Source organism: Actinoplanes sp. NPDC051346, from assembly GCF_040682215.1.
GTDB lineage: Bacteria > Actinomycetota > Actinomycetes > Mycobacteriales > Micromonosporaceae > Actinoplanes.
This window is the reverse complement of record NZ_JBFBAJ010000017.1, coordinates 97,754-122,775: the sequence shown is the minus strand read 5'-3', so window position 1 is coordinate 122,775 and position 25,022 is coordinate 97,754. Positions and strand designations below refer to the sequence as shown.

The window sequence follows — 25,022 nt, the reverse complement described above, 5'->3', positions numbered from 1 at the left end:
AGGCACGAAACCGCAGGTCCGGCCAGGGACGCGCGTCAGGGAACGGTGCCGGCCGGGCGGCGCAGGTAGACCGCCCAGGTCACCAGGAGGCCCACCGCGTAGAAGGCGATGAACGCGAGGTACGCGGCGTCCGCCGAGCCGTACTCCAGGAACGACTGCCGGAAGGCCAGGTTGACCAGCACGCCGCCGAAGGCGCCGATCGCACCGGCGATGCCGATCACCGCGCCGGAAAGCCGGCGGGCCTCCTGCTCATGCTCCGGGTGCTTGAGGGCGAAGATCCGCGGGATCATCTTGTACGTCGAGCCGTTGCCGATCCCGCTGACCACGAACAGCGTGACGAACCCGGCCAGGTAGAGCGACAGGGAGTGTTGCCGCGAGGCCAACAGGACGATGCCGGCGCCCGCCGCGAGGGCCGCGAAGGTCCACGCCGTGACCCGGGCGCCGCCGAGCCGGTCCGCCAGCGCCCCGCCGACCGGGCGGACCAGCGAGCCCAGCAACGGACCGAGGAAGGTCAGGTACGCGGCCTCGGCCGGGGTGCTGAACACGTCGCGGAACTGCACCTGCAGCACCTGGCCGAAGGCGAACCCGAAGCCGATGAACGAGCCGAACGTGCCGATGTAGAGCAGCGACATGATCCAGGTGTGCGGCTCCCGGGCTGCGTCGCGCATCCCACGCCGCGCGGCGCGCGCCTGGGTCAGGTTGTCCATGGAGAGCGCCGCGCCGACGGCGGCGACGACGATCAGGGGGATGTAGACGCCGGCCACGATGCCGGGGTGCCCGGCGCCGAAGACGAACAGGACGACGAGACCGACGAGTTGCACGGCGGCCACACCGAGGTTGCCGCCGCCGGCGTTGATGCCCAGCGCCCAGCCCTTGAGGCGGTCCGGGTAGAAGTAGTTGATGTTCGCCATCGAGGAGGCGAAGTTGCCGCCGCCGACGCCGGCGACCGCGGCCAGCGCCAGCAGCGTGCCGTAGGAGACGCCGGGCTCGATGAGGAAGGCGGCGAGGACCGCCGGGACCAGCAGCAGCGCCGCGCTGATGATCGTCCAGTTGCGGCCACCGAACCGGGCCACCGCGAACGTGTACGGAATCCGCAGCACCGATCCGACCAGCGCCGGCACCGCGGTGAGCAGGAACTTGCCGGCCGGATCGATCCCGTACTCGGGGCCGAGGAAGAGCACCAGCACCGACCACATCGTCCACACGGAGAAGCCGATGTGTTCGGCGAAGATCGAGTAGGCGAGGTTGCGGCGGGCGATCGCGGCGCCGCCGTTCGCCCAGAACTCCGGATCCTCCGGCCGCCAGTCGTCGATCCAGTGGCCGCGCACAGTCAGCGCGGGACGTTCCAGGGTGGGGGCGCTCATGCGGGAACCTCCAGGTGGATGACGATGTGGCCGTCGTCGTCGACGGCGACAGGGTAGGTGGTCACGTCGGGCTGTCCACTGAGTGAGCAGCCGGTGGTCAGGTCGAACGCGTTGAGGTGCAGCGGGCAGACGACCACCCGGCCGTCGGTCTGTCCGTCGGCGAGGGGGCCGCCCCGGTGCGGGCAGACCGCGGAGAGGGCACGCAGGGAGCCGTCGCGCAGGCGGAACACGGCCACCATCTCGCCGTCCACGGCGAACGCGCGTCCCTCGCCGAGCGGGATCTGGTCCACGGGACCCAGCCGGGTGCTCATCGGACCGGCACCTGGGGCAGGACCACCAGCGGCAGCGAGGTGCGGAACTGTCCGGGCGTCACCGGCTCGGCGCGTTCTCGCCAAGGGTCGGCGTAGGCGGCCACGGACGCGTCCATGGCGGCGTCGAGGTCCGCGGCGATCCCGTCGGCGTCGTCGACGACCACCTCGCGGATGCGGTCGATGCCGATCCGCGGCACCCACGCGTACGTCCGCTCCAGCCAGTTGGCGTTCTCCCGGTAGTACTGCAGGAAGCGCCCGGTCAGCGTGACGACCTCGGCGGCCGTCGTCACCGTGGCGAGCAGATCGCCCTTGCGCACATGCGCTCCGGCCGCCCCGCCGACGTAGATCTCCCAGCGGCCACCGTCGACGGCGACGACACCCAGGTCCTTCACGTACGCCTCGGCGCAGTTGCGCGGACATCCGGTGACGGCGAGCTTCATCTTGCCCGGCCCCTCGATGCCCTGGTAGCGCTCCTCGAGGGCGATGCCGAGCGCGGTGGAGTCACCGACGCCGAAGCGGCAGTAGTCGGAGCCGACACAGGTCTTCACGGTGCGGAAACTCTTGGCGTAGGCGTACCCGGACGGCATGTCGAGCTCGGCCCAGATCTGCGGCAGCTTCTCCTTCGGCACGCCCAGCAGGTCGATGCGCTGCCCGCCGGTCACCTTCACCATGGGTACGTCGTGCCGCTCGGCGACCTCGGCGATCCGTTTGAGCTGGGCGGGCGTGGTGACGCCGCCCTTCATCTGCGGCACCACGGAGAACGTGCCGTCGCGCTGGATGTTGGCGTGCACCCGGTCGTTGATGAACCGGGCGTCGCGCTCGTCCTCGTACTCCTCGCCCCACATCATCTTCAGCAGCGAGGCCAGGCCCATCTTGCTCCGGGCGTCTTCCTCGCCGCCGGGCACCAGCGTGGCGAAGACCGAGGACACCGATTTCAGGCCGTGCGTACGGATGGCCCGCATCAGCTCCGGCTTCGGCATCGGTACGCCGGGAACATACCAGGACGCCGTCGGATCCTCCTCGGCCTCTCCCCCGGCGGCCCACTCGACGATCCGCTGGACGACGCTCTTGCAGGTGCCGCAGCCCTTGCCGGCCCGGGTCGCGTCCATGACGCCGTTGACGGTCCGGCAGCCGCCCTGCACGGCACCCACGAGCGTGGCCTTGCTGACGCCGTTGCAGTTGCAGACCTGGGTGTCGTCGGGCATGTCGGCGGCGCTGACCTCGGCGGGCGGTCCGCCGAGGTCGAACATCAGCTCGACGCGGTCCTCCGGCAGGGCCAGTTCCCGGTCGAACGCCTGCATGAGGAACGCCACCTTGCGGACGTCTCCGACCAGGGTGGCGCCGACCAGGCGCCCGTCGCGGATGACCAGGCTCTTGTAGACACCCTTGGCCGGCTCGCTGAAGACCAGGGTCTCGTCGTCGTCGCGCTCGGCCTGCTGGATCCCCATCGCGGCGACGTCCACCCCGGCTACCTTCAGCTTGGTGGCCACCCGGGAGCCGTGGTAGGCGGCGTCCGGATCGCGGCCGGTGAGGTGGTCGGCGAGCACCTTCGCCTGATCCCAGAGCGGAGCCACCAGTCCGTAGACCTCGCCGCGGTGCTGGACGCACTCGCCGACGGCGTAGATGTCGGAGTCGTCTCGCACGCGCATCTGGTCGTCGACGACGATGCCGCGATCGACCTCGATGCCGCTCACCTTCGCCACCTCGGCGTTGGGGCGGATGCCGGCGGCGATCACCACGACGTCGCAGTCGATCGTGCGGCCGTCCTTGAGCTTCACCCCGGTGACCGCGTGCTTGCCGAGGATCTCCGTGGTCATCGCGTCGGTGACCACCTCGATGCCGAGCTTCTCCACGCTGCGCTGCAGGGTCGCGCCGCCCTGCGCGTCCAGCTGGGTGTTCATCAGATGCCCCATGGCGTGCAGCAGCGTCACCTGGCTCACGTGGTTCTGCAGGCCGCGGGCCGCCTCCAGGCCGAGCAGGCCGCCACCGATGACGACCGCGCGCTCGTGGTCGCGGGCGTAACGGATCATCGACCGGGTGTCGTCGAGCGTCCGGAACGCGAAGACGCCCTGGTGGTATCCGCGGCCGGGGCGGTGGATGCCGGCGATCGGCGGCACCCAGGGGCTGCTGCCGGTGGCGATGATCAGCTTGTCGTAGGGCGTCGCGGTGCCGTCCTCGGCGTACACCTTCTTGGCGCGACGGTCGATGCGCGCGATGCGGGTGTCGGTGTGCAGGGTGATGCCGTTGTCGGCATACCAGGACAGGTCGTTGAGGAAGATGCCCGCCTCGTCCTCCACGCCCGCGAGCACGTTGGAGAGCATGATGCGGTTGTAGTTGCCGTAGGGCTCGTCACCGAACACGGTGACGGCGAATTCGCCGCCGCGGGCGAGGATCTCCTCGAGCGTACGGACGCCGGCCATGCCGTTGCCGATGACTACCAAGCGCTGCATGTCAACTCTTCCCCTCTGGTTCGTCCGTCCGTGCGATAGCGACCGCGCACGCCTTGAAGGCCGGCATCCGGGAATGCCGGTCGAGTGCGGGGTCGGTGAGGGCATTGACGGCGTTGTCGCCACCCCAGTGGAACGGCGCGAAGACGGTGTCCGGGCGGATGCCGGGATCGAGCCGGGCCCGGAAGAACGCGCGGCCGCGACGGCTGCGCAGCTCGACCAGGTCGCTGTCGGCGATGCCGTGCCGGCGGGCCAGATCGGGATGCAGTTCGACGCGCGGCTCGGGCGTCCCCATGGTGAGCGCGGCGACGCGGCGGGTCTGGTTGCCGCTCTGGTACTGCTGCATCGTCCGGCCGGTCGTCAGGACGTACGGAAAATGCTGGTCGGGAAGCTCGTGCGGATCGCGGTGCTCGACCCGCACGAACCTCGCCCGCCCGTCGGGCGTCGGGAAGCCGTCGGCGAACAGCCGCGGCGTACCCGGGTGGTCCTCGGACGGACACGGCCAGAACACGCCCTGCTCGGCGTCGATCCGCTCGTAGGTGATGCCGGCATAGTCGGCGATCCCGCCCGCGCTGGCCCGGCGCAGCTCCTCGAACACCTCGCGCGGCTCGTCGCTGAAGTGCTCGCCGCGGCCGAGCCGCTCCGCGAGGTCCTTGAGGAAGTGCAGGTCGGTGCGGACCCCGGGCGGCGGGGGAAGGGCCCGACGGCGGCGGATGACCCGCCCCTCCAGGTTGGTCATGGTGCCTTCCTCCTCGGCCCACTGGGCCGTCGGGAGGACCACGTCGGCGAGCGCGGCGGTCTCCGAGAGGAAGATGTCGGAGACCACGAGCAGGTCGAGAGCGCGCAGCCGGTCGATCACGTGGGTGGCGTGCGGCGCGGAGACGGCGATGTTGCTGGCGAGCACGAGCAGCACCCGCACGCCGCCGTCGGTGCCGAGCCGGTCGAGCATCTCGTACGCGGACTTGCCCGGCATCGGCAGCTCGGCGGGATCGACGCCCCAGACCGCCGCGACGTGCGCCCGGGCGGCGGGATCGTCGAGGCGCCGGTAGCCGGGCAGTTGGTCGGCTTTCTGCCCGTGTTCGCGCCCGCCCTGCCCGTTGCCCTGGCCGGTGATGGTGCCGTAGCCCGAGTACGGCCGCCCGACCAGGCCCAGCGCGAGGGCGAGGTTGAGGTAGGCCTGTGCGGTGTCCGTACCGTTGCTGTGCTGTTCGGCGCCGCGAGCGGTGAGAATCATCGCCGGGCCCTCGGTGGCGAGCAGGCGGGCCGTCTCGCGCAGGTGTGCCTCCGGCACGCCGGTCATCCGCTCGACCCGCTGCGGCCAGTAGGAGTTGACGGCGGCGCGAACCGCTTCGAAGCCGCTCGTGCGGTCCCGGACATAGTCCTCGTCGACCAGGCCGTCGCGGATCGCGACGTGCAACAGGCCGTTGGCCAGTGCCAGGTCCGTGCCGGGCAGCGGTTGCAGATGCCGGTACGCGCCCTTGGCCGTCGCCGTCAGCCGCGGGTCCACGACGATGAGGCGGGCGCCGTCGGCCCGGCCGGCGTCGAAATACTGCATGGACGGCGGCATCGCGTCGGCCGGGTTCGCGCCGACCAGCAACACCGTCCGCGCCCGGGCGACGTCCTCGAGCGGGAAGGGCAACCCGCGGTCGACGCCGAACGCGCGGTTGGCGGCGGTGGCGGCCGACGACATGCAGAAGCGTCCGTTGTAGTCGATGGACGCCGACCGCAGCGCCACCCGGACGAACTTGCCGAGCGTGTAGGCCTTCTCGTTGGTGAGCCCGCCGCCGCCGAACGCGCCGACGCTGTCCGGGCCGAACCTCTGCTGGCTGGCCCGGATCGCGTTGACGATCCGGTCCATGGCCTCGTCCCAGGTCGCCGGGCGCAGCGGGCTGCGGCGGTCGGCGGCGTCCTCGCGGACCAGCGGGTTCACCAGGCGGTCCCCGTGGTCGAGCAGCTCCGCGGCGGTCCAGCCCTTGGCGCAGAGACCGCCACGGTTCACCGGGAAGTCGGCGGGTTCCAGCCGCACCCGGGGAATCACAGGCGTCAGCCGGATGCCGCACTGCAACGCGCAGTACGGGCAATGCGTCTCGGTGACCGTCACGCGAACGATGGTGGCGGGCCGTCGTTTCCATTCACCGCGCGTGCCGGTTGCCCCGACGTTCGCAATTCCCTACAACCTGTGAACGGGCGATGTGAGATCCACGTCGTCGACCCGCAGCCGGTATCCGCGCTTGACGACGGTCTCGATGTGCCCGCCCCCGCCGAGCGCGGTCCGCAGCCGGGCGATCGCGACGTCCACGGCGTGCGCGTCGGTGCCCCGAGGCAGCGCGTCGGCCAGCCGCTCCCGGGCGACCACGACGCCGGGCCGGGCCGCGAGCGCGCCGATGATGGCCATCGCGGCCGGGGCCAGTGTCCGCAACCGACCGCCGACGAGCACCGCATGCCCCCGGATCTCCAGCTCGTCCCCGGCCACCCGCAGCCTCGTCGCCCGTCGCGGCAGCTCGTCGGTGACGACCTTGACCAGCGCGCCGAGCCGTGACCGGTGCGGCGTCACCACCGGCACACCGAGCTCCACCAGGGAAGCGGCGGTAACCGGCCCGACACAGGCCGCCATCGTGGGGCCGCGAAACCGGTCCAGAACCTCGGCGGCGTCCTCGCCCGCGGTTTCCAGCAGCGCCTGCACGGCGGGGGCGCTCGTGAACGTGACGGCGTCGACCTGCCCGGCGGTGAGTCGGCCGACAAGCCGGCGTACCGGTGCCACATCCGACGGCAGCGTCCACCGGTAGACCGGGACCTCCACGACGGTGGCCCCCGCCGCCCGCAGCGCGCCGGTGAACTCCGCCTGCGGGCCACCGTGCAGCTGGACGGCGATCCGCCGGCCGGCGACACCCTGCGCCAGCAGCCACTGGAGGATCTCCTCCGACGACTCGGTCGCCGCCGACCAGTCCTCGGTGAGGCCCGCGGCCCGAATCGCCCCACACGGCTTGGCGCCGCGAGCGATCAGCGTCGCCCGGCGCAGCGCGGCCCGCAGGGTGTCGCCCATCCCCCAGCCCTCGGCGGCCTCCAGCCATCCCCGGAATCCGAAGCCGGTGGTGGCGACGACGATGTCCGGTGCCAACTCGACACAGGCCCCGGTCGCGGCCTGAAGCGCCCGGTCGTCGCGCACCGGCACGATGGTGATGACGGGCGCGACGACGACCCGCGCGCCCCGCCGCTCCAGCAGGGCGGCCAGCTCGTCGCGGCGGCGCTCGGCGGTGACGGCCACGGTGAATCCGGCGAGCGGGCCCGCGCCGTCGTTCTGGTCGGCTTTCACCCATCAGATGCTCGCCACCGGCCGTTACGGGCCGGGATCCCACATGTTTCCCGGGTGTCAACGCCGCCGGGCTTCCGGAAACCTCCAGGTCATCTTTGTCACCGGCGGTCACCCGCGTCCACCACGGCGAAGTTACGCTCTGCGCGTGTTGGGAAACTCAGGATCACCGATTCCTCATCCGGTGGGGCTGTACGCGCACCTGTCCCCACCGGAGTGGCACAACGTCTGCGCCGCCGGCGTGCCGGTGCACTACCAGCCTCGTGCGGTGCTGCTTCGACAGGGAGAGTCGACCGAACACGTGCACATCATCGTCGCCGGATGCGTCAAGGCGACCCGGTCCGAGTCGGATGGCAGCCAGGCGTTGCTGACCCTGCGCGCGGCCGGTGACGTGGTCGGCGACCTGTCAGCCGTGGACCGGCGTCCCCGCTCGGCCACCGTCACCGCGCTGACCGATGTGATCACCCACCTGCTGAGCGGTGAACAATTCCGCCGGTTCCTCACGCTGCCGTCGGTGGCGGCCGGGTTCGCGGCGTACACGGTGGGTCGGCTGCGGGAAGCGGACCGCCAGCGCACCGAGATGGCCGTCCTGTCGGTGCGGCAACGGCTGGCCCGCACCCTGCTGCGCCTCGACCGGGCCGGCGGCCACACTCCCGGCCCCATCCGGCTGCCACAGTGGGAGCTGGCCGAACTCGTCGGTGCCTCGCGCAACGCCGTCGTGGCCGAGCTCGCCAGCCTGCGGGACCAGGGCATCGTGGTGACCCGGCGACGGCAGATCGACGTCGTCGATAGCGAGCGGCTCACGGTGGTCGCCGCGGAGCCGGCCACGGACTGACGCCTCGGTCACACCGCGAACGCCCAGAAATGTGCGGACTTCCCGCGGCGCGAGCCCGACGCTGACGGTGTTCAGCCATCCATCGGAGGGAATGCCGTGGACCCGTTCAGCCAGACCGTCGACCTGCCGCCGTACCGGGCGATCCTGGCCGTCGACGCCAAAGACTTCACCGCACAGCCCAGCATCGCGCACGAGCCGATCAGCGGCTCCATCCTGGACCTGGTCGGGGACGCCTTCACCAGGACCGGCCTGACGACCGAATGGAGCCAGCCCGCGTTCCTGGGGCCGACCGGCGACGGATTCGCGATCGGCCTGCCGCCGCGGATCCTGCCATACCTGGTCTACCCCTTCGGCCGGGTGCTGCAGGAGCGGCTGGCCGAGCACAACCGCACGGCGCGCGGCGACCACGCCCGCATCCGCCTGCGGATGAGCCTCAACGTCGGTCCGCTGCCGGCCGACCCCGCGGACCCGCACCGGACCGGCAACGGCACCGCGCGCAACGACACCCATCGCTTGCTGGACTCGGTGCCCGTCAAGTCGATCCTCGCCGCCTCCAGTAGTCAGGTGACGCATCTGGCCTGCGTCTTCAGCGACCGCGTCTTCCAGGACGTGGTGGCCGCGGGATACGCCGAGCTGCACCCCGACCGCTGCATCGAGGTGCCGGCGACCGTGGACGGGAAGGCGTTCGCCCAGCGTGCCTGGCTGTACGTCCCCGAGATCTCCGGAAACCTTCTCGGGATCGCGCGGCCCGCTGCGAGCCACGAGCCGGCCCCGGCGCGGAAGAAGGCGAAACCCGGGGCGGCGGGTCCCCGGGTGGGGAAGAACTGGGGTCAGGTGGCCACGACGGTGGAGTCGATGACCCAGAACACCGGCGGTGAACGATGACCACGGAGCCGGAGGAACCCCGCCCGGTGGACGACGCCGCCGCGGACATCGATGTCGCCGCCGACGACCTGCCCGAGGAGTCCCCGGAGTCCACCGCGGGCCCGGTCGTCCAGGACAATCGTGGGCAGGTCGCGAACCACGTCGACCGGATGAACCAGATCAACAACAACTACTGGCTCCACCACAATCGGGCCGTCTTCGCGTTGAGCCGGGGCTCCGTGCGACTGATCATGGACACCTTCGTCGAGCGCGAGTATCGGCGGGTCGGGAGCGCGGACGGCCCCGTGGACAGCCACTCGGCCGCGCGGATGTTCGACGGGCACCGTTGCCTGCTGCTGGTGGGCCCGGCCGACTCGGGTCGCCGGACCGCCGCGGTCGCCCTGCTCAGCCACACCGGCGGATCGCTGCATGTGCTTCCGGCCGACGACGACAACCATCGGCTCCTGCCGGTCGGCGAATTCGCCTGGCCGGAGGACGACGAGCCGGCCGCCTACCTGGTGGAGGTGCCGTCCGGCGCGGAGCGGCACAGCCGGTTGCCCGAGCAACTGGCCGCCTACCGGCAGGAGGTCGAGCGCCGCGAGGCCCTCCTGGTGATGCTCATCGACCCGGAGACCTGGGAGGCGATCGAGGGCGTGCCGGACTACGTCGCCGTCCGGGTGGCCGGGCCGAATCCGTACGCGGTGATGGAGGTGCTGCTCCAGACCGAGCGCGAGCACTGGGACACCGACCGGCTTCTGCACGAGAAGCGGGTGAGCGAGGTGCTGAACGGTGCGACGCCGAGGCAGGTGGAACGGTTGTACCGACGGGTGGTGGCCGCGGCCGGCGAGGTGCGCGCACAGGAGGTGGCCGATCCGGTCGCGGCGATCGCGGCGATGGCGGTCAGCGCCTACGAGAACTGGGACAAGGAGCTGGCGGACTGGTTCGAGGAGCACACGGATCCGCGGACGCGTCTCTTCCTGATCGCCCTCGCCTTTCTCGACGGCGAGCCGGCCGCCGACGTTCTCGACCAGGCGGAGCGGCTCGCGTCGACGCTGGGGGTGTCCAAGGAGTTCCGGGGCGGGATCAGCGGCACCGGAATCCGACAGCTGGCCCGGCTGGTCGGCGCGCACGTCGATGACAACTGGCGGATCCGGTTCACCAGGACCGCGTACGGGACCTCCGTGCTGAGGTTCGTGCACGGCGACCAGTCGGCGGAATTCCGCCGTCAACTGTGGGTGTGGGCGGCCGCTCTGCCGCTGCGCCGGGGAGCACCCCACCAGAGGACCGCGAACGAGGTGGCCAGAGCCATGCTCGGGATACACCTCGCGATGCCCAGACCCAACATTCCCGAACTGCGACTCCTGGTCCACTCCTGGTGGCGGTATCCGACGTTGCGGCCGCTGGTCACGAATCTCATCACCGAACTGGCGTTGAGCCCCGAGGCGGGATCGATCATCCGGGCCCGGCTGCTGCGCTGGTCCGAGGCGTCGGGTGACTCCCGGGTGCTCGAAGCCGTCGCCGCTGTCTGTGCGGGTCAGTTCGCGGACGCGTACCCGCAGGCGGCGTTCACCCGACTCAATCGACTGGCGTCCCGGATGATCGTGGACAACGACGTCGTCGACGCGATCGCCGAGTTGTGGTCGCGGTCAACACACCGCAGGACCGTCCTGCGTCAGGTCGTCGGTTGGGCGGCCGAAGATGGCCCACGGCGAGCGGTCGGCCTCAGCGCGCTGGCCGCCATCACCACGACCGAGCCCGACGTCCGGGCGGTGTTCGAGGAACTGGCCGGCGACGACACGGTGCGGGCAGATCTCGTCCAGGCGTTCAGCGACCTCTTCGTCCCCCCAGGTCCGTTCGGGGAATTCCGTCAGGCCTTCAAGGTCTGGCTGGAGGTCGCGGCGGAGCACCAGGGATACCGCGATCTGATCGCACGCCTGCTGCTCCACGGCGGCACGTGGTCCGGGGACGACGGCGTCAGCGCCCGCTACGCCACGATGAACACGCTTCTCTTCGAGTGGCGACCGGTTCTCGGCGACGACGAGAACCCCCGCGCGCGGGACTTCCGCGCCTGGCTGGCCGAACGGTTGATCCACGCCGATCCGCTGACGAACCACCGTCCTTCCGAGCCCCGGGCGGCGGCCTGATGACCGCGACGGCAGACTCGTGGTACCGACGCCTGTTCACCGGGTGGGAGGGTTCCGGCGGCTGGAGCGAGACGCACCCGGTGACCGCGCCGCCGGTCCGGCAGAGCCAATTCTCGGCGGAACTGGCGAGCCGTGATCCGGGCCTGGCGTTCACGGCCTCGTTCGAGCTGTTCTGGCAGGGCGAGGAAAGGGCCGTCTGGGCGACCTTGCGGGACCTGCATCACTGGGCGGCCGACATCTCCCGCCGATACTGCGTCGCACAGACGGGATACCTGCAAGCCGAGTTGAACGCGCTGGTCGGTCAGCGGTGGGCACGCCAGATCGACACGGTGACCCGGATCGTCGACGCGAAGGTCCGGGTGGCCGCCAGTCACGACGTCCTGACCGCCTACACCGAGATGCAGTCGATCAAGCGGCGCGCGGCGATCGAACGGCTGCGCTGGGAGACCGACCTCGAGGAGCTCGCCTTCCTGCGGGAGAAGGTCTTCTCCCGCCCGGACGTCGCCCGCAGCTACTGGCTGAACCGTCACCTCGACAAGCCGGATGAATTCGGCAGGGTGCCGTTCGACGAGATCGCCGAGGCCTTCGGCGCGTCCTCGAAGGAAAGCATGTCCGCCCGGATCGGTGGACTCATCGAGGAATTCCTCGGCGGACTGGACGAGGGACAACGCAACTATCTCGTCGTCCAACTCGGGCAGGTGTTCTCCTCGTACCTCCGCCCCGACCTCGCGAAGCTGCTCGACGAGGCCCGCGAGGACCGCGATCCGGATCGGGTGCCGGAGTGACCGGCGCGGTGACGCGGGTGGGCGGATCTGCCCGCGTCACCGGCGGCGGAGCCGGAACCTGGCAAAATCGCCGCATGTCCGACCCCGAGCTGGTTCTCGTGCTGCGTTACCGCAAGGCCGTCACGTACGGCTTCCACGTGCTGCTCGGCGCCTTGGAACAGCACGAGACAGGCACTCGATACGAGGTGCACTTCGGCGACACCGCCAAATCGACCGCCGAGCACATCCAAGCCGCGCTCGCGACCGGCGCCAAGGTGCTCGTCCTCTGGTCGTTCTACTCACCTGACGCCGCGGCACTCGCGGAGGAACTCAGTCGCATCCGTGAGCTGGCGGACGGCTCCTCCGTGCTCCACGTCGCCGGCGGCGTGCACGCCACCGCCGAGCCCGTCCAGACCCTCGACGCGGGCTGGGACGTGGCCGCGATCGGCGAGGGCGAGACCACCCTGCTCGCCCTGGTCGATGCCAAGGGTGACCCCACCGGGATCGGCGGTCTGGCCTACCGCGACACCGGCGGCGACCTGGTCCGCACCGGTAAGGCGAAGCAGCGCCCGCTCGACGACTTCCCCGGCTTCTCCCTGAGATGGGACCGCTTCAACGCTCTGGAGATCACCCGCGGGTGCGTCTACGCCTGCCGGTTCTGTCAGACGCCCTTCATGTTCTCCGCGCGGTTCCGGCATCGCAGCATCGGCAACGTGCGGTGGCACGTCGACCGGATGCGTGCCCGCGAGCTGCGTGACGTCCGGTTCGTCACGCCGACCGCGCTGTCCTACGGCAGCCAGACCGACGAGCCGAACCTCGCGGCGGTCGAGGAACTGCTCGCCTCGTGCAAGGAGGGCATCGGGCCGCACGGCCGGGTCTTCTTCGGATCGTTCCCCAGCGAGATCCGCCCGGAGCACGTGAGCCGCGAGGCGCTGCGCCTGGTCAAGCGGTACTGCGCCAACAACAACATCATCGTGGGCGCCCAGTCCGGGTCCGATCGCGTCCTCGACGCCGCCAAGCGGGGACACGGCGTCGAGGATGTCCGGCGGGCGGTGCGCCTCGGCGTCGAGGAGGGCTTCCGGATCAATGTCGACATGATCTTCGGCATGCCCGGCGAGGGAGCGGCGGAGGTCGCGGAGTCGCTCGCGCTCGCCGGGGAGCTGGCCGATCTCGGCGCCCGCATTCACGCGCACACCTTCATGCCCCTGCCGGGTACGCCCTGGCGGGACGCGCCGCCGGGTGATGTCGACCCGGCGACGATCAGTGAGGTTGACCGGCTCTCGCAGCGCGGCGCCCTCTACGGGCACTGGCAGAAGCAACGCGATCACGCGGCCCGGCTCGCGGCCGCGGCCGCGGCATACCCGCGGCCGGGCCGCAGCCGCACGATCCTGCCGACGCTGCCGGTCGGCGAACAGCGCCTGTCAGGGTGAGACCGACGCCGCGAGCAGGCGGCCCACCGCGTCGGAGGCTTTCAGCGCCGTGCCGGTCAGGATCATCACCGCGGTCTCGTCTGGACGCAGCGATCCCCGGCGCAGGAATTCCCGGACGGCGGGCACCACGATCGCGCTGGTCGGCTCGGCGTAGAGGCCGCGCCCGGCCAGTTCGAACGTCGCCGGCCCGATGTCCTGTTCGGCCACCGCCGCCATGTCGCCGCCGGAGGCGCGGATCGCCGCGAGCACCTCGCGGTCGCGGACGGGCCGGGCGATGGCCGTGCCCTCGGCAACCGTCGGGGTCCACTCCCCCGCCGTCACCTCGTCGGCGCCGCCGGTGAACGCGGCGACGAGCGGGGCGCAGTGGCTCGGCTGGGCGACCAGCAGGCGGGGGCGGCGCTCGATCGCTCCCGAGGCGAGCAGCTCGCCGAAGCCGAGGTGCAGGCCCAGCACCAGGCTGCCGGCTCCGCACGGCAGCACGACCGCGTCCGGCGCGGCGAAGCCCAGATCTTCCCAGATTTCGTACGCCAGCAGCTTCGTGCCGTGCAGGAAGAACGGATGCCAGTTGTGGCTGGCGTAGAACACCGAGGCGGAACGCCGTACAGCCGCGTCGGCGGTGTCCTGGCGGCTGCCCGGCACGAGTTCCACCGTCGCGCCGTGCACCCGGCTCTGCTGGATCTTGGCCGGGGAGGTCGTCTCGGGGGCGAGGATCGTGGCGCGGATCCCGGCGGCGGCCGCGTAGGCGGCGACCGAGGAGCCGCCGTTGCCGCTGCTGTCCTCCAGCATCTCGGCGATGCCCTGCTGCCGCAGGGTGGAGACCATGACGGTGGTGCCGCGGTCCTTGAAGCTGCCGGTCGGATTCAGCCACTCCGGCTTGACCCGCAGCACGGCGCCGTCGAGCTCGAGGGACAGCATCGGCGTGAGGCCCTCGCCGAGGGTCACCGGGTGGTCGATCGGCGTGGGCAGGGCGGCGGCATAGCGCCACTGGGAGCGTACGGAGGTGTCGACGTCGGCCCGGGTGATGCCGGGCAGGGGCGCCACCAGGAGCGGCGAACCGTCGTCCCCGCGCCACCGTGGCTCGTCCAGGGGGTAGTGGCGGCCGTGGCGATCGAAGAGATAGGACATGCCACCATCCTCGCAGAAAAAAATCTTGGAGAAACTCTTGGCACTCGTCCATGGACAGTGCTAAAAAATGAACTGTCGCTGCAGCTCACCGCGGTGATGACCACCTCGGATCAGCTGCGCGATCTCGGCAGAGAAGATCAGATCGCCGAGCGCCACTCGCCCGCCGGACCGACCGGCGGGCCGGATGAGGAGGTGGATTCGTGGTGCTGACCTTTGATCCTTTCCGGGAGCTCGACCGCCTGGCCGGCCAGGTCCTGGGCGCCGCACCGGGTGCCGCAGGGGCCGCTACCGCGGCGATGCCGATGGATCTCTACCGCTCCGGCGACCATTTCGTCCTGCACTGCGACCTGGCCGGTGTCGATCCCGGCTCGGTGCACGTCGGCGTCGAGAACCAGGTCCTGACCATCCGGGCCGAGCGCTCGCCGCGTACCGACTCCGACGTCCAATGGCTGCGCCGCGAGCGCGTCACCGGCACCTTTGAGCGCCGCCTGACCCTCGGCGACGGCCTCGACCTCGACCGCATCGCGGCGACCTGGCAGGACGGCGTCCTCACCCTGACGATTCCCATCGCCCAGGCGGCCAAGCCGCGGCGCATCGAAATCGTCACGGGCACCGGCACCCCGGCGCTCAAGAGCGAATCCGGCCCGGTGGTCGAGGGCTCAGCTCAGGAACGGCCGTCCGTCTCGTCGTAACCCGGTATTCCGGAGCCGGGCGGTGCGCCCGGCTCCGGAGCGTTTCCGGCCAGCCCGTTCAGCCGACCGCCAGCCCGTTCAGCCGACCGCCAGCCTGTTCAGCCGACCGGCGCGCCGCGGCCCCGGAGGCGTCCGAAACCCGTCCGGAAGCTGTCGCGGCCCGCGCGCAGTGCCGCACCCACCCGGTTCACCACGCCGTCGCTGGTGATCAGCAACTCCCCCACGTACGCCGAGGCGCGGTCCATCAGCAGCAGGGCCCGCTCCAGGTCCTCCTCGTCGTCCCGCAGCGCCCAGAGCCGCTCGGCCTGCTCCCAGGCGCGGGCCCGGGTGGCCGCCACGAGGACGCGCTGGCTCCAGTCGTCCAGGTCGCCGACCAGGCCGTCGATGCGCAGCTGCCAATGGGTCGAGTAGCGGCGGCGCAGCGCCGGGATCTCCGCGTAGAAGATCTCGTTGACCAGCAGATAGTCCGGGTGGACCAACTCGTCGCGGGGCGGGCCGAGGTGCTTCCAGGTGGCGATCAGGGCCAGCGCCAGGTCGTGGTTGATGTGGGCGTTCACGCCCAGCATCGCGGCCGCGAGCCTGCTGAGCCTGTGGTCCTGGGCCCGGCGGAAGAGGATCTCCCACGCGTCCGGGGTGGCCAGGTCCTCCTCGCCCCAGAGGCGGAGCGCCTCGAAGTAGCGCTTGGCGAACTCGACGTCGAGCAGCTCCAGGAAGTCGCAGTCGCGCACGCCCGTGCCCCGTAACGCCGTCTCGACGCGGTCGGTGATGGTGAAGTAGAGCGAGTTGAACGACGCGACCCGGTTCGCCGTGGGCGGCGGCAGCTTGTCCATGATCTTCTGCGCCCGGGTCAGCATGCGCAGCACGTCACCGATGGTGTCGGGGCAGTCGGCGCACAGCTCGGCCATCTCCCGGGCCGCGGGCGCCCAGCCGCGGCCGCCGGGCACCAGGCCCGGTTCGTCCGGCGCGATGCGCCGACGTTCCTCGCGTAACAGCTTCGCGCTGCTCTGCACGCCACCGCGGTCGAAAGCGATAGTCGTGGTCATGGTGGCCCCCCAGCCCCCGAAAATTCCCCGTCGGTCGTCCACAGTGCTGAAGATCGCCGTGGTTGACCAGCTTCCCGGCGGCTACCCGACAGTAGTGGGCACTCCGGTCAGCGCGGAAGCAGGTTACCGAATAGGACCGTGTCGATGCTGCCCCTTATTCGATCACACCGATGTGGCCGGTGGGACTGGCGGGACCGGTGGGGCCGGTGGGACGTCACGAGGTCGGTTGTTGCTTCAGCCGCGCCTTCTGGACCTTACCCATCGCGTTGCGGGGCAGCTCCGCGACGACGTGCACCACCCGGGGACGCTTGTGCGCGGCCAGCCGGCCGGCGACGAACCCCGCGAGCTCGTCCGGATCGGGACGGCCGTCGGCGACCACGAAGGCGGTCACCTGTTCGCCCAGGTCCGGGTGGGGGGTCCCGATCACCGCGGCTTCGCGTACGGCGGGATGTGCCAGCAACGCGTCCTCGACCTCGCCGGCGCCGACCCGGTACCCGCCGGTCTTGATCAGGTCGGTGGAGGCGCGGCCGACGATCCGGTGCCAGCCGTCGGCGCCGATCGTGGCGACGTCGCCGGTGCGATACCAACCATCGGCGGTGAGCGGAGCAGCGGCGGTGCCGTCGGCCCGAAGGTATCCGTCGAAGAGGGTCGCCCCACGAACCTCGAGATGCCCGATGCCGGCGCCGTCGGCCGCCACGGCCTCGCCCGAGTCGCCGACCAGGCGGGTCTCGACGCCCGCGACGGGCAGGCCGACCTGGCCCGCGCGCCGCTCGCCGTCCGCGCGGGCGCTGACCGTGATGAGGGTCTCGGTCATGCCGTACCGCTCGACCGGCGCCTGCCCGGTCAGGGCGACCAGGTCGTCGAAGACCGGCACCGGAAGGGGCGCGCTGCCGGACACCAGCAGCCGCGCACCCCGCAACGCGCGCGCCGCCTCCGGTGCGGCGCACACCCGCGACCACACGGTCGGCACCCCGAAGTAGAGGCTGCCGGCGGCTTCCGCGTACGCCTGCGGGGTGGGCCGTCCGGTGTGGACGAGCCGCGACCCGGCCCGCAGCGCGCCGAGCACGCCCAGCACGAGCCCGTGCACGTGGTAGAGCGGAAGCCCGTGCACGAGGGTGTCGCCGGCCGTCCACTGCCAGGCCTCGGCGAGGGCGTCGAGGTCGGCGGCGATCGCCTGGCGCGACAGCACGACGCCTTTCGGCGGTCCGGTCGTTCCGCTGGTGTAGAGCACGAGGGCGGGGGTGTCGGCGGCCGGCTCGGCGGGCACGGTTCCCCGTCCGGGCCGAGTTTCCCGTCCGGGTCGGGTGACGGGTATGACGGGAAGCCCGCTGTGTCCGGCGGCCCCGGGATCGTCGGACAGCACCACGGCCGCGCCGGAGTCCCGCAGCATGTGCGCCCGCTCGACGTCGCCGGCGTCGGGCGGCACGGGAACGATCGGCACGCCGGCCAGCAGTCCGGCGGTCACGGCCACGACCGTCGGTGCCGCCGGGACGGCGTGCACCGCGGCCATGGGTACGCCGCGCAGCTCGGCCGCGAGGGCGGCGGCCCAGCCGAGCAGTTCGTGCCGGGACAGCGTCAGCTCGGGCGTGACGACGGCCCGCTCGTCGTCAGCGGGTTCGTGCAGGGCTCGCAGCAGACGCATGCCCGCGATGATCCCAGACGCCCGGCGACCGTCGACGACCGATTCAGTGCCTGATCACGTAGCGCATCGTCTGCCCCAGGTAGTCGATCTCGTTCAGCACCCGGTAGGGCATGCCGTCGGGCACCGCGGTGTCCAGGACCACCTCGGCGCCTGTCGGCCCGTCGCTGCAGGCCAGCACCGGCTCGGTGTACTCAGACTCCCCCTCGGCGGGAAAGTAGCCGAGAAGGAAGGTGGCACAGTGGTCGTCGGGATTCCGCGGGTCGCTGATGTTCCTGACGGTGATGGTGGTGCACCGGCTGCTCGCCGGCACCGTCAGCAGCTCGCTGGCGACCCGGCCGCCCTCGTAGAAGTCCGGCTGGGGCCGGACGGTGCGGCATGGGGCCCGGTCGCTCGGAGGCGCCGCCACGGCGGGTGCCGCCGTGGCGACCGTGCCCGTCACCGTCAGGGCGAGTCCGGCGATCCAGACTGTCGTGCGGCGCGGGAGACGGGCGCGGTGAACAGACATGACGACCTTTCCAGTGGAAGAACCGGCCTCGGTGGGCCGGCTTCCCCCAGGGAAGGGCATGGCGGCCCGTTACGCCGCACTACGTCCTTGATCCGACCCGACGCGGCGGGCGTGCGGGCGGCCGCGCGGGCCGCGCGGGCCCTATCGTCTGCGTCATGACGCGCATCCTGCTGATCTCGGGTGACACCCGGGAGGGCTCCCCGCACACCGCCGCGCTGCGCACGGCGGTGCGGTATGCGCCCGCGGGCATTGCCGTGACCCTCTACGACGGCCTGCGTACCCTCCCGGCGTTCGTCCCCGGCCAACCGGTCCCGCCCGCCGCCGTGGCCCTGCTGCGCCACTGGGCCGGTGCGGCGGAGGCCGTCCTGATCAGCACCCCCGAATACGCCGGCTCCCTGCCCGGCAGCCTCAAGAACCTTCTCGACTGGCTGGTGGACAGCGGCGAGCTCAGCGGAAAGCCGGCGGCCTGGCTGTCGCTGTGCCCGGCGGCACAGGATCAGGCGGCGCTCGTCACGCTGGAGGCGGTGCTGGGTCATGCCCGGGCCCGGGTGCTGAAGTCGGCGTGCATCCGCATCCCGCTCGGTCCGCGCGCCGTCGCCGACGGCGTGGTCACCGACCCGCGGCTACGGACGGCCCTGCAGGACATGCTTCAGGCCCTGGACCGGACACTCGCGGTCAGCGAGCCGCGGTCGGCGCCGTCGTGGCAGGTGCACTCGAGCCTCTTTCCGATTGTGTCGCGGCGTAACAACATTTCCGGCTTCGATCCCGGCCGGCTCCACACCTGACCTGTCCGTTCGGCTATGAACCAGCTCACCCCGCCCGGCCGTCGATAACGCAGCGCTCACCCTCGTCATCGACGGTTGACGATCATTTATTGATCTTATCGAGGCCGATCCCTGCCCGGCCGCGACTGCACCGGCAGTGCAGGGTCACTCTCCGCAAATCTGCACGGCGACTGCGCCCATCGAGCGGCTTGCCCTCCATCGAGCGACGCTGTTACCTTCGCCCCGCTTCCGGCGCCGGAAAAACTCAGGAAAAGCCGAGCAGTGCAGCAATTTTTTCATTCATCTCGCGTTCATGCGTGAAATTTTGCTGCCCAGCGCCGGAGAAGGGGGAGGAACATGTCGAACACCAATCGTCGCGACCTACTGAAGTTCGCCGGCGCCGCCACCGTGGCCGCCGGCACGGGCGCTCTCATTGTTCAGGTCACCACCGCCGCCGGGTCCCAGGCCGCCGTCGACGCTCCGCGTCCGGTCGAGGACCCGAAGCAGCTGGTCGAGACCTACCGCGGCCGCAAGATCGAGATCGGCGGCACCTCGGCGGCCCAGAAGCAGGCCGGGGCTCACCACCTGTCCGCCGCCGGCGGGACGGTCGACGCCGGCATCCGGATCGACGGCGTCCCGCTGCACGTGATGCAGAACGCCGACGGCACCTACACGAGCGTCTCGAACCACTACGAGAGCTTCAAGTCCCTGCGCGCGGTCGCCCGCGCCGCCGTCGACGAGCTCGACGGTGCCCGCCTGCTGCCGCTGCAGCACGGCTGACCCCCTCACTTAAGAAAGGCGACCGCACCCCTCATGGGCGTACGCAAGGACCAGCGCAACCTGTCCGCGACGGAGAAGAAGGCGTTCACCGATGCCGTGCTGCAGCTCAAGCGCAGCGGCCGGTACGACGCTTTCGTCCGTACCCACAACCAGTTCATCGTCAGTGACTCCGACAACGGCAACCGCGTCGGGCACCGCTCGCCGTCGTTCCTGCCGTGGCACCGGCAGTTCCTGCTCGACTTCGAGCGGGCGCTGCAGGCGATCAACCCGGCCGTGAACCTGCCGTACTGGAACTGGACCGTCGACCGCACCGCGACCTCGTCGATCTGGGCGGCGGACTTCATGGGCGGCAACGGCCGCAGCTCGGACGGCCAGGTGACCACCGGCCCGTTCGCGTTCAACACCGGCAACTGGACGATCAACGTCCGCAGCGACACCCGCAACTACCTGCGCCGCTCGCTGGGCGCCGGCGGGCGTTCCCTGCCGACCGCCACCCAGCTGCAGACGGTGCTGGCCCAGACGGTCTACGACGTCGCGCCGTGGAACAGCACCTCCGCCACGGGCTTCCGCAACCAGCTCGAGGGCTGGCGCGGACCGGGCATGCACAACAGCGTCCACGTCTGGGTCGGCGGCGACATGCAGACCGGCACGTCGCCCAACGACCCGGTCTTCTGGCTGCACCACTGCCACATCGACAAGCTGTGGTCGGACTGGCAGCGGGCGCACCCCACCTCCGGCTACCTGCCGACCGGCAACACCACGAACGTCGTGGACCTCAACGACACCATGACCCCGTGGGGCACCGTGCGGCCGTCGGACATGCTGAGCCACACCGCCTGGTACACCTACGAGTGACCGGCACCCGATAACGCGGGCACCGGCCCGGGCGACGCCAGCCCGGGCCGGGATCCTCGGCGAATTCCGCCACCTTCCGGGCCGCATAACCGCCCTGAGCTGGGGTAGTGGGTGGCCATGAGCGACACACGGATGCGGCTGGACTCCTCGACCGAGGCACCAACGGGAGCCCTCGTCAGCCAGATGACCGAGCAGGTGTCCACCCTCGTACGCGAGGAACTGGCGCTGGCGCGTACGGAAATGATCGAGAAGGGCAAGCGGGCCGGAACCGGCGCGGGACTGCTCGGCGGAGCCGGCGTCCTCGCCCTCTACGGCGTCGGCACCCTGCTATTGACCGCCGGCGCCGCCCTGGCCCTGGCCTGGCCCGCGTGGCTGGCCGCCCTGACCGTCACGGTCGCGGTGTTCGCGGTGGCGGCCGTCGCGGCGCTGATCGGCAAGAACCAGGTGCAACAGGCGGTGCCGCCGGCCCCGACCGCCGCGGTCGCCAGCGCCAAGCGTGACGTCGACAGCGTCAAGGCAGCCGTCCGGAAGGGTCGCGACGGCTGACCGCGTGGCGTAGTTGGACGGCCCCGGTACCGGCAACGATCATGAACTCATGATCTACGTCGCCGCTCCGGACCGTTACACCAGTGGAATGCAGTACCGCCGCACCGGGCGCTCGGGCCTCGACCTGCCCGTGCTCTCGCTCGGTTTCTGGCACAACTTCGGCGACGACAAGCCGTACGGCGACCAGCGGGCCATCGTCCGGCGGGCCTTCGACCTCGGCATCACGCACTTCGACCTGGCCAACAACTACGGGCCGCCCTACGGAGGCGCCGAGGTCAGCTTCGGCCGGATGATGCGCGAGGACCTGCGGCCGTACCGGGACGAGATCCTGGTCTCGACGAAGGCCGGCTGGGACATGTGGCCGGGCCCGTACGGAAAGGGCGGCGGCGGCCGCAAGTATGTGCTCGCCAGCCTGGACCAGTCGCTGAGCCGGATGGGCCTCGACTACGTCGACATCTTCTACTCGCACCGCTTCGATCCCACCACCCCGCTGGAGGAGACCGCCTCGGCGCTGGACGCGGCCGTCCGCGCGGGCAAGGCCCTGTACGTGGGCATCTCCTCCTACGACGCCGAGCACACCCGCCGGATGGCGGCGCTGCTGCGCGAGCTGGGTACGCCGCTGTTGATCCACCAGCCGTCGTACTCGATGCTCAACCGTTGGATCGAAACCGAGGGCCTGCTGGACGCCGCCGCCGAGGTGGGCGCGGGGGTCATCGGCTTCACCGCGTTGGCTCAGGGGCTGCTCACCGGCAGGTATCTGAACGGCATCCCGGAGGGCTCGCGCGCCACCCAGGGCAAGTCGCTTCGCCCGGACTCGATCGACGAGGCGATCGTCTCGCGGCTCCGCGCGCTCGACGACGTCGCCTCGGGCCGCGGGCAGAACCTGGCCCAGCTCGCGCTGGCCTGGGCGCTGCGCGATCCGCGCGTCACATCCCTGGTGATCGGCGCCAGCAGCGTGCGCCAGCTCGAGCAGAACGTGGCCGCGCTCGGCAACCTCGACTTCACCGACGACGAGCTGACCACCATCGACAAGATCCTCGACGCCGACCTGGCCTCGGTGGATCTCTGGGAGGGCGCCCGCCAGGGCAAAGTCTGATCCCTCACTCAGGTGAGACAAACTTGTCTCACCTGAGCTATGTTTGTCTCGTGAGAGAACGCGACGACATCCTGCGGGCGGCGGCCGAGTTCCTGGGCCGCCGCCCGAACGCTACCCAAGACGAGATCGCCAAGGCGGCCGGGGTGAGCCGGGCGACGCTGCACCGGCACTTCGCCGGCCGCGCCGCGCTGTTCGAGGCCCTCGAGCAACTCGCCGTGGAGCAGATGCGGCAAGCGCTGCACACCGCCCGGCTGTCGGACGGCCCGGCCGCCGACGCCCTCGGCCGCCTCGTGGCCGCCAGCCAGGCCGCCTCCGAATGCCTGGCGCTGATGTACAGCCAGAGCCAGGAGTACGACCCCGACCACCCGCACGAGGCCTGGGCGGAGATCGACGCGCGGATCGCCGCCCTCTTCGCGCGAGGGCAGGAAGCCGGCGAGTTCCGGCTCGACCTCAGCCCCGCCTGGCTGGCCGACGCCTTCTACAGCCTCGCCGCCGGCGCGGCCTGGTCCCTGCAGACCGGGCGGGTCGCCGCCCGGGACTACTCCCACATGATCACCACGCTCCTCCTGCACGGCGCGTCGCGCCGCGGCACCGGACCGGGTCAGGAGTGAACCCATGGCCACCCTCACCACCCCCGCCGGCGGCGACACCGCCCAGGGCCGGCCGACCCGTTGGCTCGGCTTCGGCGCGCTGATCCTCGCGGTGCTGCTCGTCTCGGTCGACGGCACCGTCCTCGCCCTGGCGATGCCGTCCATCAGCCGCGACCTCGAGGCCACCGGCACCCAGATGCTCTGGATCGGCGACGTCTATTCCTTCGTCCTCGCCGGCCTGCTGGTCACCATGGGCACCCTGGGCGACCGGATCGGCCGCCGGCGACTGCTTCTCTGCGGAGCCGCCGGGTTCGGACTCGTCTCCACGGTGCTCGCGTACGCCCCCAGCGCACCGTGGCTGATCACGGGCCGGGTGCTGCTGGGCGTCGCCGGCGCGACGCTGATGCCCGCCACCCTCGCCCTGATCCGCACCCTCTTCCCCGACAGCAGGGAGCGCAGCACGGCGATCGGCATCTGGGGTGCCGCCATGTCCGCGGGCGCGGCCCTCGGCCCCGTCCTCGGCGGGTTCCTCCTCGAGCACTTCTGGTGGGGCTCCGCCTTCCTCATCAACGTGCCCGTCATGGCGGTGCTGCTGGTAGTCGGCGTCAAACTGCTGCCCGAGTCGAAGAACTCCGAGCCGGGACCGTGGGACCTGCCCAGCGTCGCCCTCTCCATGGTCGGCATGTTCGGCACGGTCTTCGCCATCAAGGAAATCGCCGCCCACGGTCCGGACGCCGGCACGATCGCCGCCGCCGCCGTCGGCGCGGCCGCGCTCGTCGCCTTCGCGCGGCGCCAGCTCAGGCTGCCGTATCCACTCATCGACGTCCGGTTGTTTCGCCACCGCACCTTCACCGCCGTGATCGCGGCCGGCGTGCTCTCGGTCCTCGGGCTCTCCGGACTGCTCTACTTCCTGTCCCAGTACTTCCAACTCGTCGAGGGATTCAGCCCCCTCAAGGCGGGCCTGGCGGAGCTACCCGCCGCGATCGGCTCCATGGTCTTCGGCGTCCTGGCCGGCGCCGTCGTCCGCCGCACCTCCATCCGCGCGGTCCTCGGCGGCGGGACGGCGCTCAGCGGCCTCGCCATGGCCACCCTGATCACGATCGATCCGTCCACTCCGTACCCGCTGCTCGGCACGGCCCTGTTCCTCATGGGCGCGGGCATGGGGCTGGCCTACACGGTGGCCAGCGACGTCATTCTGACCGTCGTACCCCAGGAGCAGGCCGGCGCCGCGTCCGCGGTCTCCGAGACCGCGTACGAACTCGGCATGGCCCTGGGAATCGCCACCCTGGGCACGGTCGTGACCGGCGCCTACCGCGGCGTCGACCTGCCGGCCGGCATGCCGCCGGAGCTGATCCCGATCGCCCGGGACTCCCTGGCCGGCGCCGTCGAGGCGGCGGGCTCACTGCCCGTGGAGCAGGCGGCGGTGCTCCTGGACGCGGCACGGACCGCGTTCACCGATGGGCTCGCCCTCGCCACGACAGCCGGCAGCATCCTGCTCCTCGCCGCCGCGGCGGCGGTGCTGGCCCTCATCAAGCGTCAATAGCCGCGTCGAGCTCCACATCCCACATGGTGGGAGGCAACGCGCAGGGTTTCGCGCGTCACACAAGTCGATGACGCCGCAGGTCACCCCCTCCGCACCGGGCGTGTTCGAGCTTCCATTGTGGCGAAAAGGTCAGCGGAGCCGCGGGAAAACCCCAACGATGAATCGACGCCGTCGCACTGGCTCGGGGCCCGCTCGTGGCCCCTGCTTCGCGGCTTGCTCGCGGCGCGACGGGCGGTATTCGCGGCCGTCGCCGGACGGAATTCCGGCGCGGCCGCACGCCATTCGGGGGAGGGCACATGCAGCACACCAGGCACCACGTAGTCGAACGGCTCCGGTACCGGCTGACCGGCCGGAGCAATCGATCGACCGTCA

The 25,022-nt window shown here is 71.1% G+C and carries 23 protein-coding genes; 14 read left to right on the top strand and 9 right to left on the bottom strand.

What is annotated here, in order from left to right; translation table 11 throughout:
- Positions 1–35: 35 nt before the first annotated feature.
- The 5 genes from AB0M36_RS32675 to AB0M36_RS32655 form a co-directional block, all read right to left on the bottom strand.
- On the bottom strand, positions 36–1,364 hold the full coding sequence (locus tag AB0M36_RS32675; RefSeq protein ID WP_364165567.1) for a nitrate/nitrite transporter: 1,329 nt from the start codon (positions 1,362–1,364) through the stop codon (positions 36–38).
- Complete coding sequence (locus tag AB0M36_RS32670; RefSeq protein ID WP_364165564.1) at positions 1,361–1,675, bottom strand: Rieske (2Fe-2S) protein; 315 nt, start codon at positions 1,673–1,675, stop codon at positions 1,361–1,363. The genes AB0M36_RS32675 and AB0M36_RS32670 overlap by 4 nt, the downstream gene beginning before the upstream one ends.
- The gene (gene nirB, locus AB0M36_RS32665) at positions 1,672–4,125 is read right to left on the bottom strand and encodes a nitrite reductase large subunit NirB (RefSeq protein ID WP_364165561.1); all 2,454 of its coding nucleotides are present in this window, start codon (positions 4,123–4,125) and stop codon (positions 1,672–1,674) included. Before nirB ends, AB0M36_RS32670 begins: the two co-directional genes overlap by 4 nt.
- Before the next feature lies 1 nt (position 4,126).
- Positions 4,127–6,223 (bottom strand): molybdopterin oxidoreductase family protein, encoded by a 2,097-nt coding sequence (locus AB0M36_RS32660; protein ID WP_364165558.1) that lies wholly within the window; start codon positions 6,221–6,223, stop codon positions 4,127–4,129.
- A 69-nt stretch (positions 6,224–6,292) separates the two neighbouring features.
- Entirely contained in the window at positions 6,293–7,435 is a 1,143-nt protein-coding gene (locus AB0M36_RS32655) for a uroporphyrinogen-III synthase (RefSeq protein WP_364165555.1), read from the bottom strand.
- Between the two features lie 145 nt (positions 7,436–7,580).
- On the opposite strand from AB0M36_RS32655, the gene AB0M36_RS32650 reads away from it, so the two are divergent.
- From AB0M36_RS32650 to AB0M36_RS32630, 5 genes are all read left to right on the top strand, one after another.
- Positions 7,581–8,267, top strand: coding sequence for a Crp/Fnr family transcriptional regulator (locus tag AB0M36_RS32650; RefSeq protein ID WP_364165552.1), 687 nt, complete (start codon positions 7,581–7,583; stop codon positions 8,265–8,267).
- A 96-nt stretch (positions 8,268–8,363) separates the two neighbouring features.
- A complete protein-coding gene (locus tag AB0M36_RS32645; protein ID WP_364165549.1) occupies positions 8,364–9,152 on the top strand; it encodes a hypothetical protein in 789 nt (262 codons plus the stop codon).
- Positions 9,149–11,275 (top strand): hypothetical protein, encoded by a 2,127-nt coding sequence (locus AB0M36_RS32640; protein ID WP_364165547.1) that lies wholly within the window; start codon positions 9,149–9,151, stop codon positions 11,273–11,275. Before AB0M36_RS32645 ends, AB0M36_RS32640 begins: the two co-directional genes overlap by 4 nt.
- Positions 11,275–12,060: a hypothetical protein gene (locus tag AB0M36_RS32635; protein WP_364165544.1), complete on the top strand. Its 786-nt coding sequence runs from the start codon at positions 11,275–11,277 to the stop codon at positions 12,058–12,060. Before AB0M36_RS32640 ends, AB0M36_RS32635 begins: the two co-directional genes overlap by 1 nt.
- Positions 12,061–12,134: 74 nt before the next feature.
- On the top strand, positions 12,135–13,469 hold the full coding sequence (locus AB0M36_RS32630; protein ID WP_364165541.1) for a TIGR04013 family B12-binding domain/radical SAM domain-containing protein: 1,335 nt from the start codon (positions 12,135–12,137) through the stop codon (positions 13,467–13,469).
- Here the strand turns inward: AB0M36_RS32630 and AB0M36_RS32625 are convergent.
- The gene (locus AB0M36_RS32625) at positions 13,461–14,594 is read right to left on the bottom strand and encodes a threonine synthase (RefSeq protein WP_364165538.1); all 1,134 of its coding nucleotides are present in this window, start codon (positions 14,592–14,594) and stop codon (positions 13,461–13,463) included. The two genes, AB0M36_RS32630 and AB0M36_RS32625, sit on opposite strands and share 9 nt — an antisense overlap.
- Here AB0M36_RS32625 and AB0M36_RS32620 point away from each other — a divergent pair.
- A complete protein-coding gene (locus AB0M36_RS32620) occupies positions 14,571–14,804 on the top strand; it encodes a hypothetical protein (RefSeq protein WP_364165535.1) in 234 nt (77 codons plus the stop codon). The genes AB0M36_RS32625 and AB0M36_RS32620 overlap by 24 nt on opposite strands.
- Positions 14,795–15,286, top strand: a complete 492-nt coding sequence (locus AB0M36_RS32615; protein ID WP_364165532.1) for an Hsp20/alpha crystallin family protein — start codon at positions 14,795–14,797, stop codon at positions 15,284–15,286. The genes AB0M36_RS32620 and AB0M36_RS32615 overlap by 10 nt, the downstream gene beginning before the upstream one ends.
- Before the next feature lie 98 nt (positions 15,287–15,384).
- Here the strand turns inward: AB0M36_RS32615 and AB0M36_RS32610 are convergent, their stop codons facing one another.
- From AB0M36_RS32610 to AB0M36_RS32600, 3 genes are all read right to left on the bottom strand, one after another.
- The gene (locus tag AB0M36_RS32610; RefSeq protein ID WP_364165530.1) at positions 15,385–16,329 is read right to left on the bottom strand and encodes a DUF5995 family protein; all 945 of its coding nucleotides are present in this window, start codon (positions 16,327–16,329) and stop codon (positions 15,385–15,387) included.
- Between the two features lie 214 nt (positions 16,330–16,543).
- Entirely contained in the window at positions 16,544–17,971 is a 1,428-nt protein-coding gene (locus AB0M36_RS32605) for an AMP-binding protein (protein WP_364165527.1), read from the bottom strand.
- A gap of 43 nt (positions 17,972–18,014) precedes the next feature.
- Positions 18,015–18,476 carry a hypothetical protein gene (locus tag AB0M36_RS32600; RefSeq protein ID WP_364165524.1) on the bottom strand — a complete coding sequence of 154 codons (462 nt, stop codon included), beginning with the start codon at positions 18,474–18,476 and terminating at the stop codon, positions 18,015–18,017.
- Positions 18,477–18,631: 155 nt separating this feature from the next.
- On the opposite strand from AB0M36_RS32600, the gene AB0M36_RS32595 reads away from it, so the two are divergent.
- The 7 genes from AB0M36_RS32595 to AB0M36_RS32565 all read left to right on the top strand — a co-directional run bounded on the left by AB0M36_RS32595 (position 18,632) and on the right by AB0M36_RS32565 (position 24,650).
- Positions 18,632–19,261: an NADPH-dependent FMN reductase gene (locus AB0M36_RS32595; protein WP_364165521.1), complete on the top strand. Its 630-nt coding sequence runs from the start codon at positions 18,632–18,634 to the stop codon at positions 19,259–19,261.
- 336 nt (positions 19,262–19,597) lie between these two features.
- Positions 19,598–20,020 (top strand): tyrosinase family oxidase copper chaperone, encoded by a 423-nt coding sequence (locus AB0M36_RS32590; RefSeq protein ID WP_364165519.1) that lies wholly within the window; start codon positions 19,598–19,600, stop codon positions 20,018–20,020.
- A 33-nt stretch (positions 20,021–20,053) separates the two neighbouring features.
- Positions 20,054–20,875: a tyrosinase family protein gene (locus AB0M36_RS32585; RefSeq protein ID WP_364165516.1), complete on the top strand. Its 822-nt coding sequence runs from the start codon at positions 20,054–20,056 to the stop codon at positions 20,873–20,875.
- A gap of 117 nt (positions 20,876–20,992) precedes the next feature.
- The gene (locus AB0M36_RS32580; RefSeq protein ID WP_364165513.1) at positions 20,993–21,421 is read left to right on the top strand and encodes a phage holin family protein; all 429 of its coding nucleotides are present in this window, start codon (positions 20,993–20,995) and stop codon (positions 21,419–21,421) included.
- A gap of 49 nt (positions 21,422–21,470) precedes the next feature.
- Positions 21,471–22,517 carry an L-glyceraldehyde 3-phosphate reductase gene (gene mgrA, locus AB0M36_RS32575; protein WP_364165511.1) on the top strand — a complete coding sequence of 349 codons (1,047 nt, stop codon included), beginning with the start codon at positions 21,471–21,473 and terminating at the stop codon, positions 22,515–22,517.
- A 50-nt stretch (positions 22,518–22,567) separates the two neighbouring features.
- A complete protein-coding gene (locus AB0M36_RS32570) occupies positions 22,568–23,128 on the top strand; it encodes a helix-turn-helix domain-containing protein (protein ID WP_364165508.1) in 561 nt (186 codons plus the stop codon).
- A gap of 4 nt (positions 23,129–23,132) precedes the next feature.
- Positions 23,133–24,650 (top strand): MFS transporter, encoded by a 1,518-nt coding sequence (locus AB0M36_RS32565; protein WP_364165505.1) that lies wholly within the window; start codon positions 23,133–23,135, stop codon positions 24,648–24,650.
- Positions 24,651–25,022: the final 372 nt, after the last annotated feature.

What these genes read in the sequence shown, in the direction of transcription:
- AB0M36_RS32675 (WP_364165567.1), bottom strand. Translation starts at nt 1,364, where the DNA reads ATGAGCGCCCCCACCCTGGAACGTCCCGCGCTGACTGTGCGCGGCCAC.
- AB0M36_RS32670 (WP_364165564.1), bottom strand. Translation starts at nt 1,675, where the DNA reads ATGAGCACCCGGCTGGGTCCCGTGGACCAGATCCCGCTCGGCGAGGGA.
- nirB (WP_364165561.1), bottom strand. Translation starts at nt 4,125, where the DNA reads ATGCAGCGCTTGGTAGTCATCGGCAACGGCATGGCCGGCGTCCGTACG.
- AB0M36_RS32640 (WP_364165547.1), top strand. Translation starts at nt 9,149, where the DNA reads ATGACCACGGAGCCGGAGGAACCCCGCCCGGTGGACGACGCCGCCGCG.
- AB0M36_RS32635 (WP_364165544.1), top strand. Translation starts at nt 11,275, where the DNA reads ATGACCGCGACGGCAGACTCGTGGTACCGACGCCTGTTCACCGGGTGG.
- AB0M36_RS32630 (WP_364165541.1), top strand. Translation starts at nt 12,135, where the DNA reads ATGTCCGACCCCGAGCTGGTTCTCGTGCTGCGTTACCGCAAGGCCGTC.
- AB0M36_RS32625 (WP_364165538.1), bottom strand. Translation starts at nt 14,594, where the DNA reads ATGTCCTATCTCTTCGATCGCCACGGCCGCCACTACCCCCTGGACGAG.
- AB0M36_RS32610 (WP_364165530.1), bottom strand. Translation starts at nt 16,329, where the DNA reads ATGACCACGACTATCGCTTTCGACCGCGGTGGCGTGCAGAGCAGCGCG.
- AB0M36_RS32605 (WP_364165527.1), bottom strand. Translation starts at nt 17,971, where the DNA reads ATGCGTCTGCTGCGAGCCCTGCACGAACCCGCTGACGACGAGCGGGCC.
- AB0M36_RS32600 (WP_364165524.1), bottom strand. Translation starts at nt 18,476, where the DNA reads ATGTCTGTTCACCGCGCCCGTCTCCCGCGCCGCACGACAGTCTGGATC.
- AB0M36_RS32595 (WP_364165521.1), top strand. Translation starts at nt 18,632, where the DNA reads ATGACGCGCATCCTGCTGATCTCGGGTGACACCCGGGAGGGCTCCCCG.
- AB0M36_RS32590 (WP_364165519.1), top strand. Translation starts at nt 19,598, where the DNA reads ATGTCGAACACCAATCGTCGCGACCTACTGAAGTTCGCCGGCGCCGCC.
- AB0M36_RS32585 (WP_364165516.1), top strand. Translation starts at nt 20,054, where the DNA reads ATGGGCGTACGCAAGGACCAGCGCAACCTGTCCGCGACGGAGAAGAAG.
- AB0M36_RS32580 (WP_364165513.1), top strand. Translation starts at nt 20,993, where the DNA reads ATGAGCGACACACGGATGCGGCTGGACTCCTCGACCGAGGCACCAACG.
- mgrA (WP_364165511.1), top strand. Translation starts at nt 21,471, where the DNA reads ATGATCTACGTCGCCGCTCCGGACCGTTACACCAGTGGAATGCAGTAC.
- AB0M36_RS32565 (WP_364165505.1), top strand. Translation starts at nt 23,133, where the DNA reads ATGGCCACCCTCACCACCCCCGCCGGCGGCGACACCGCCCAGGGCCGG.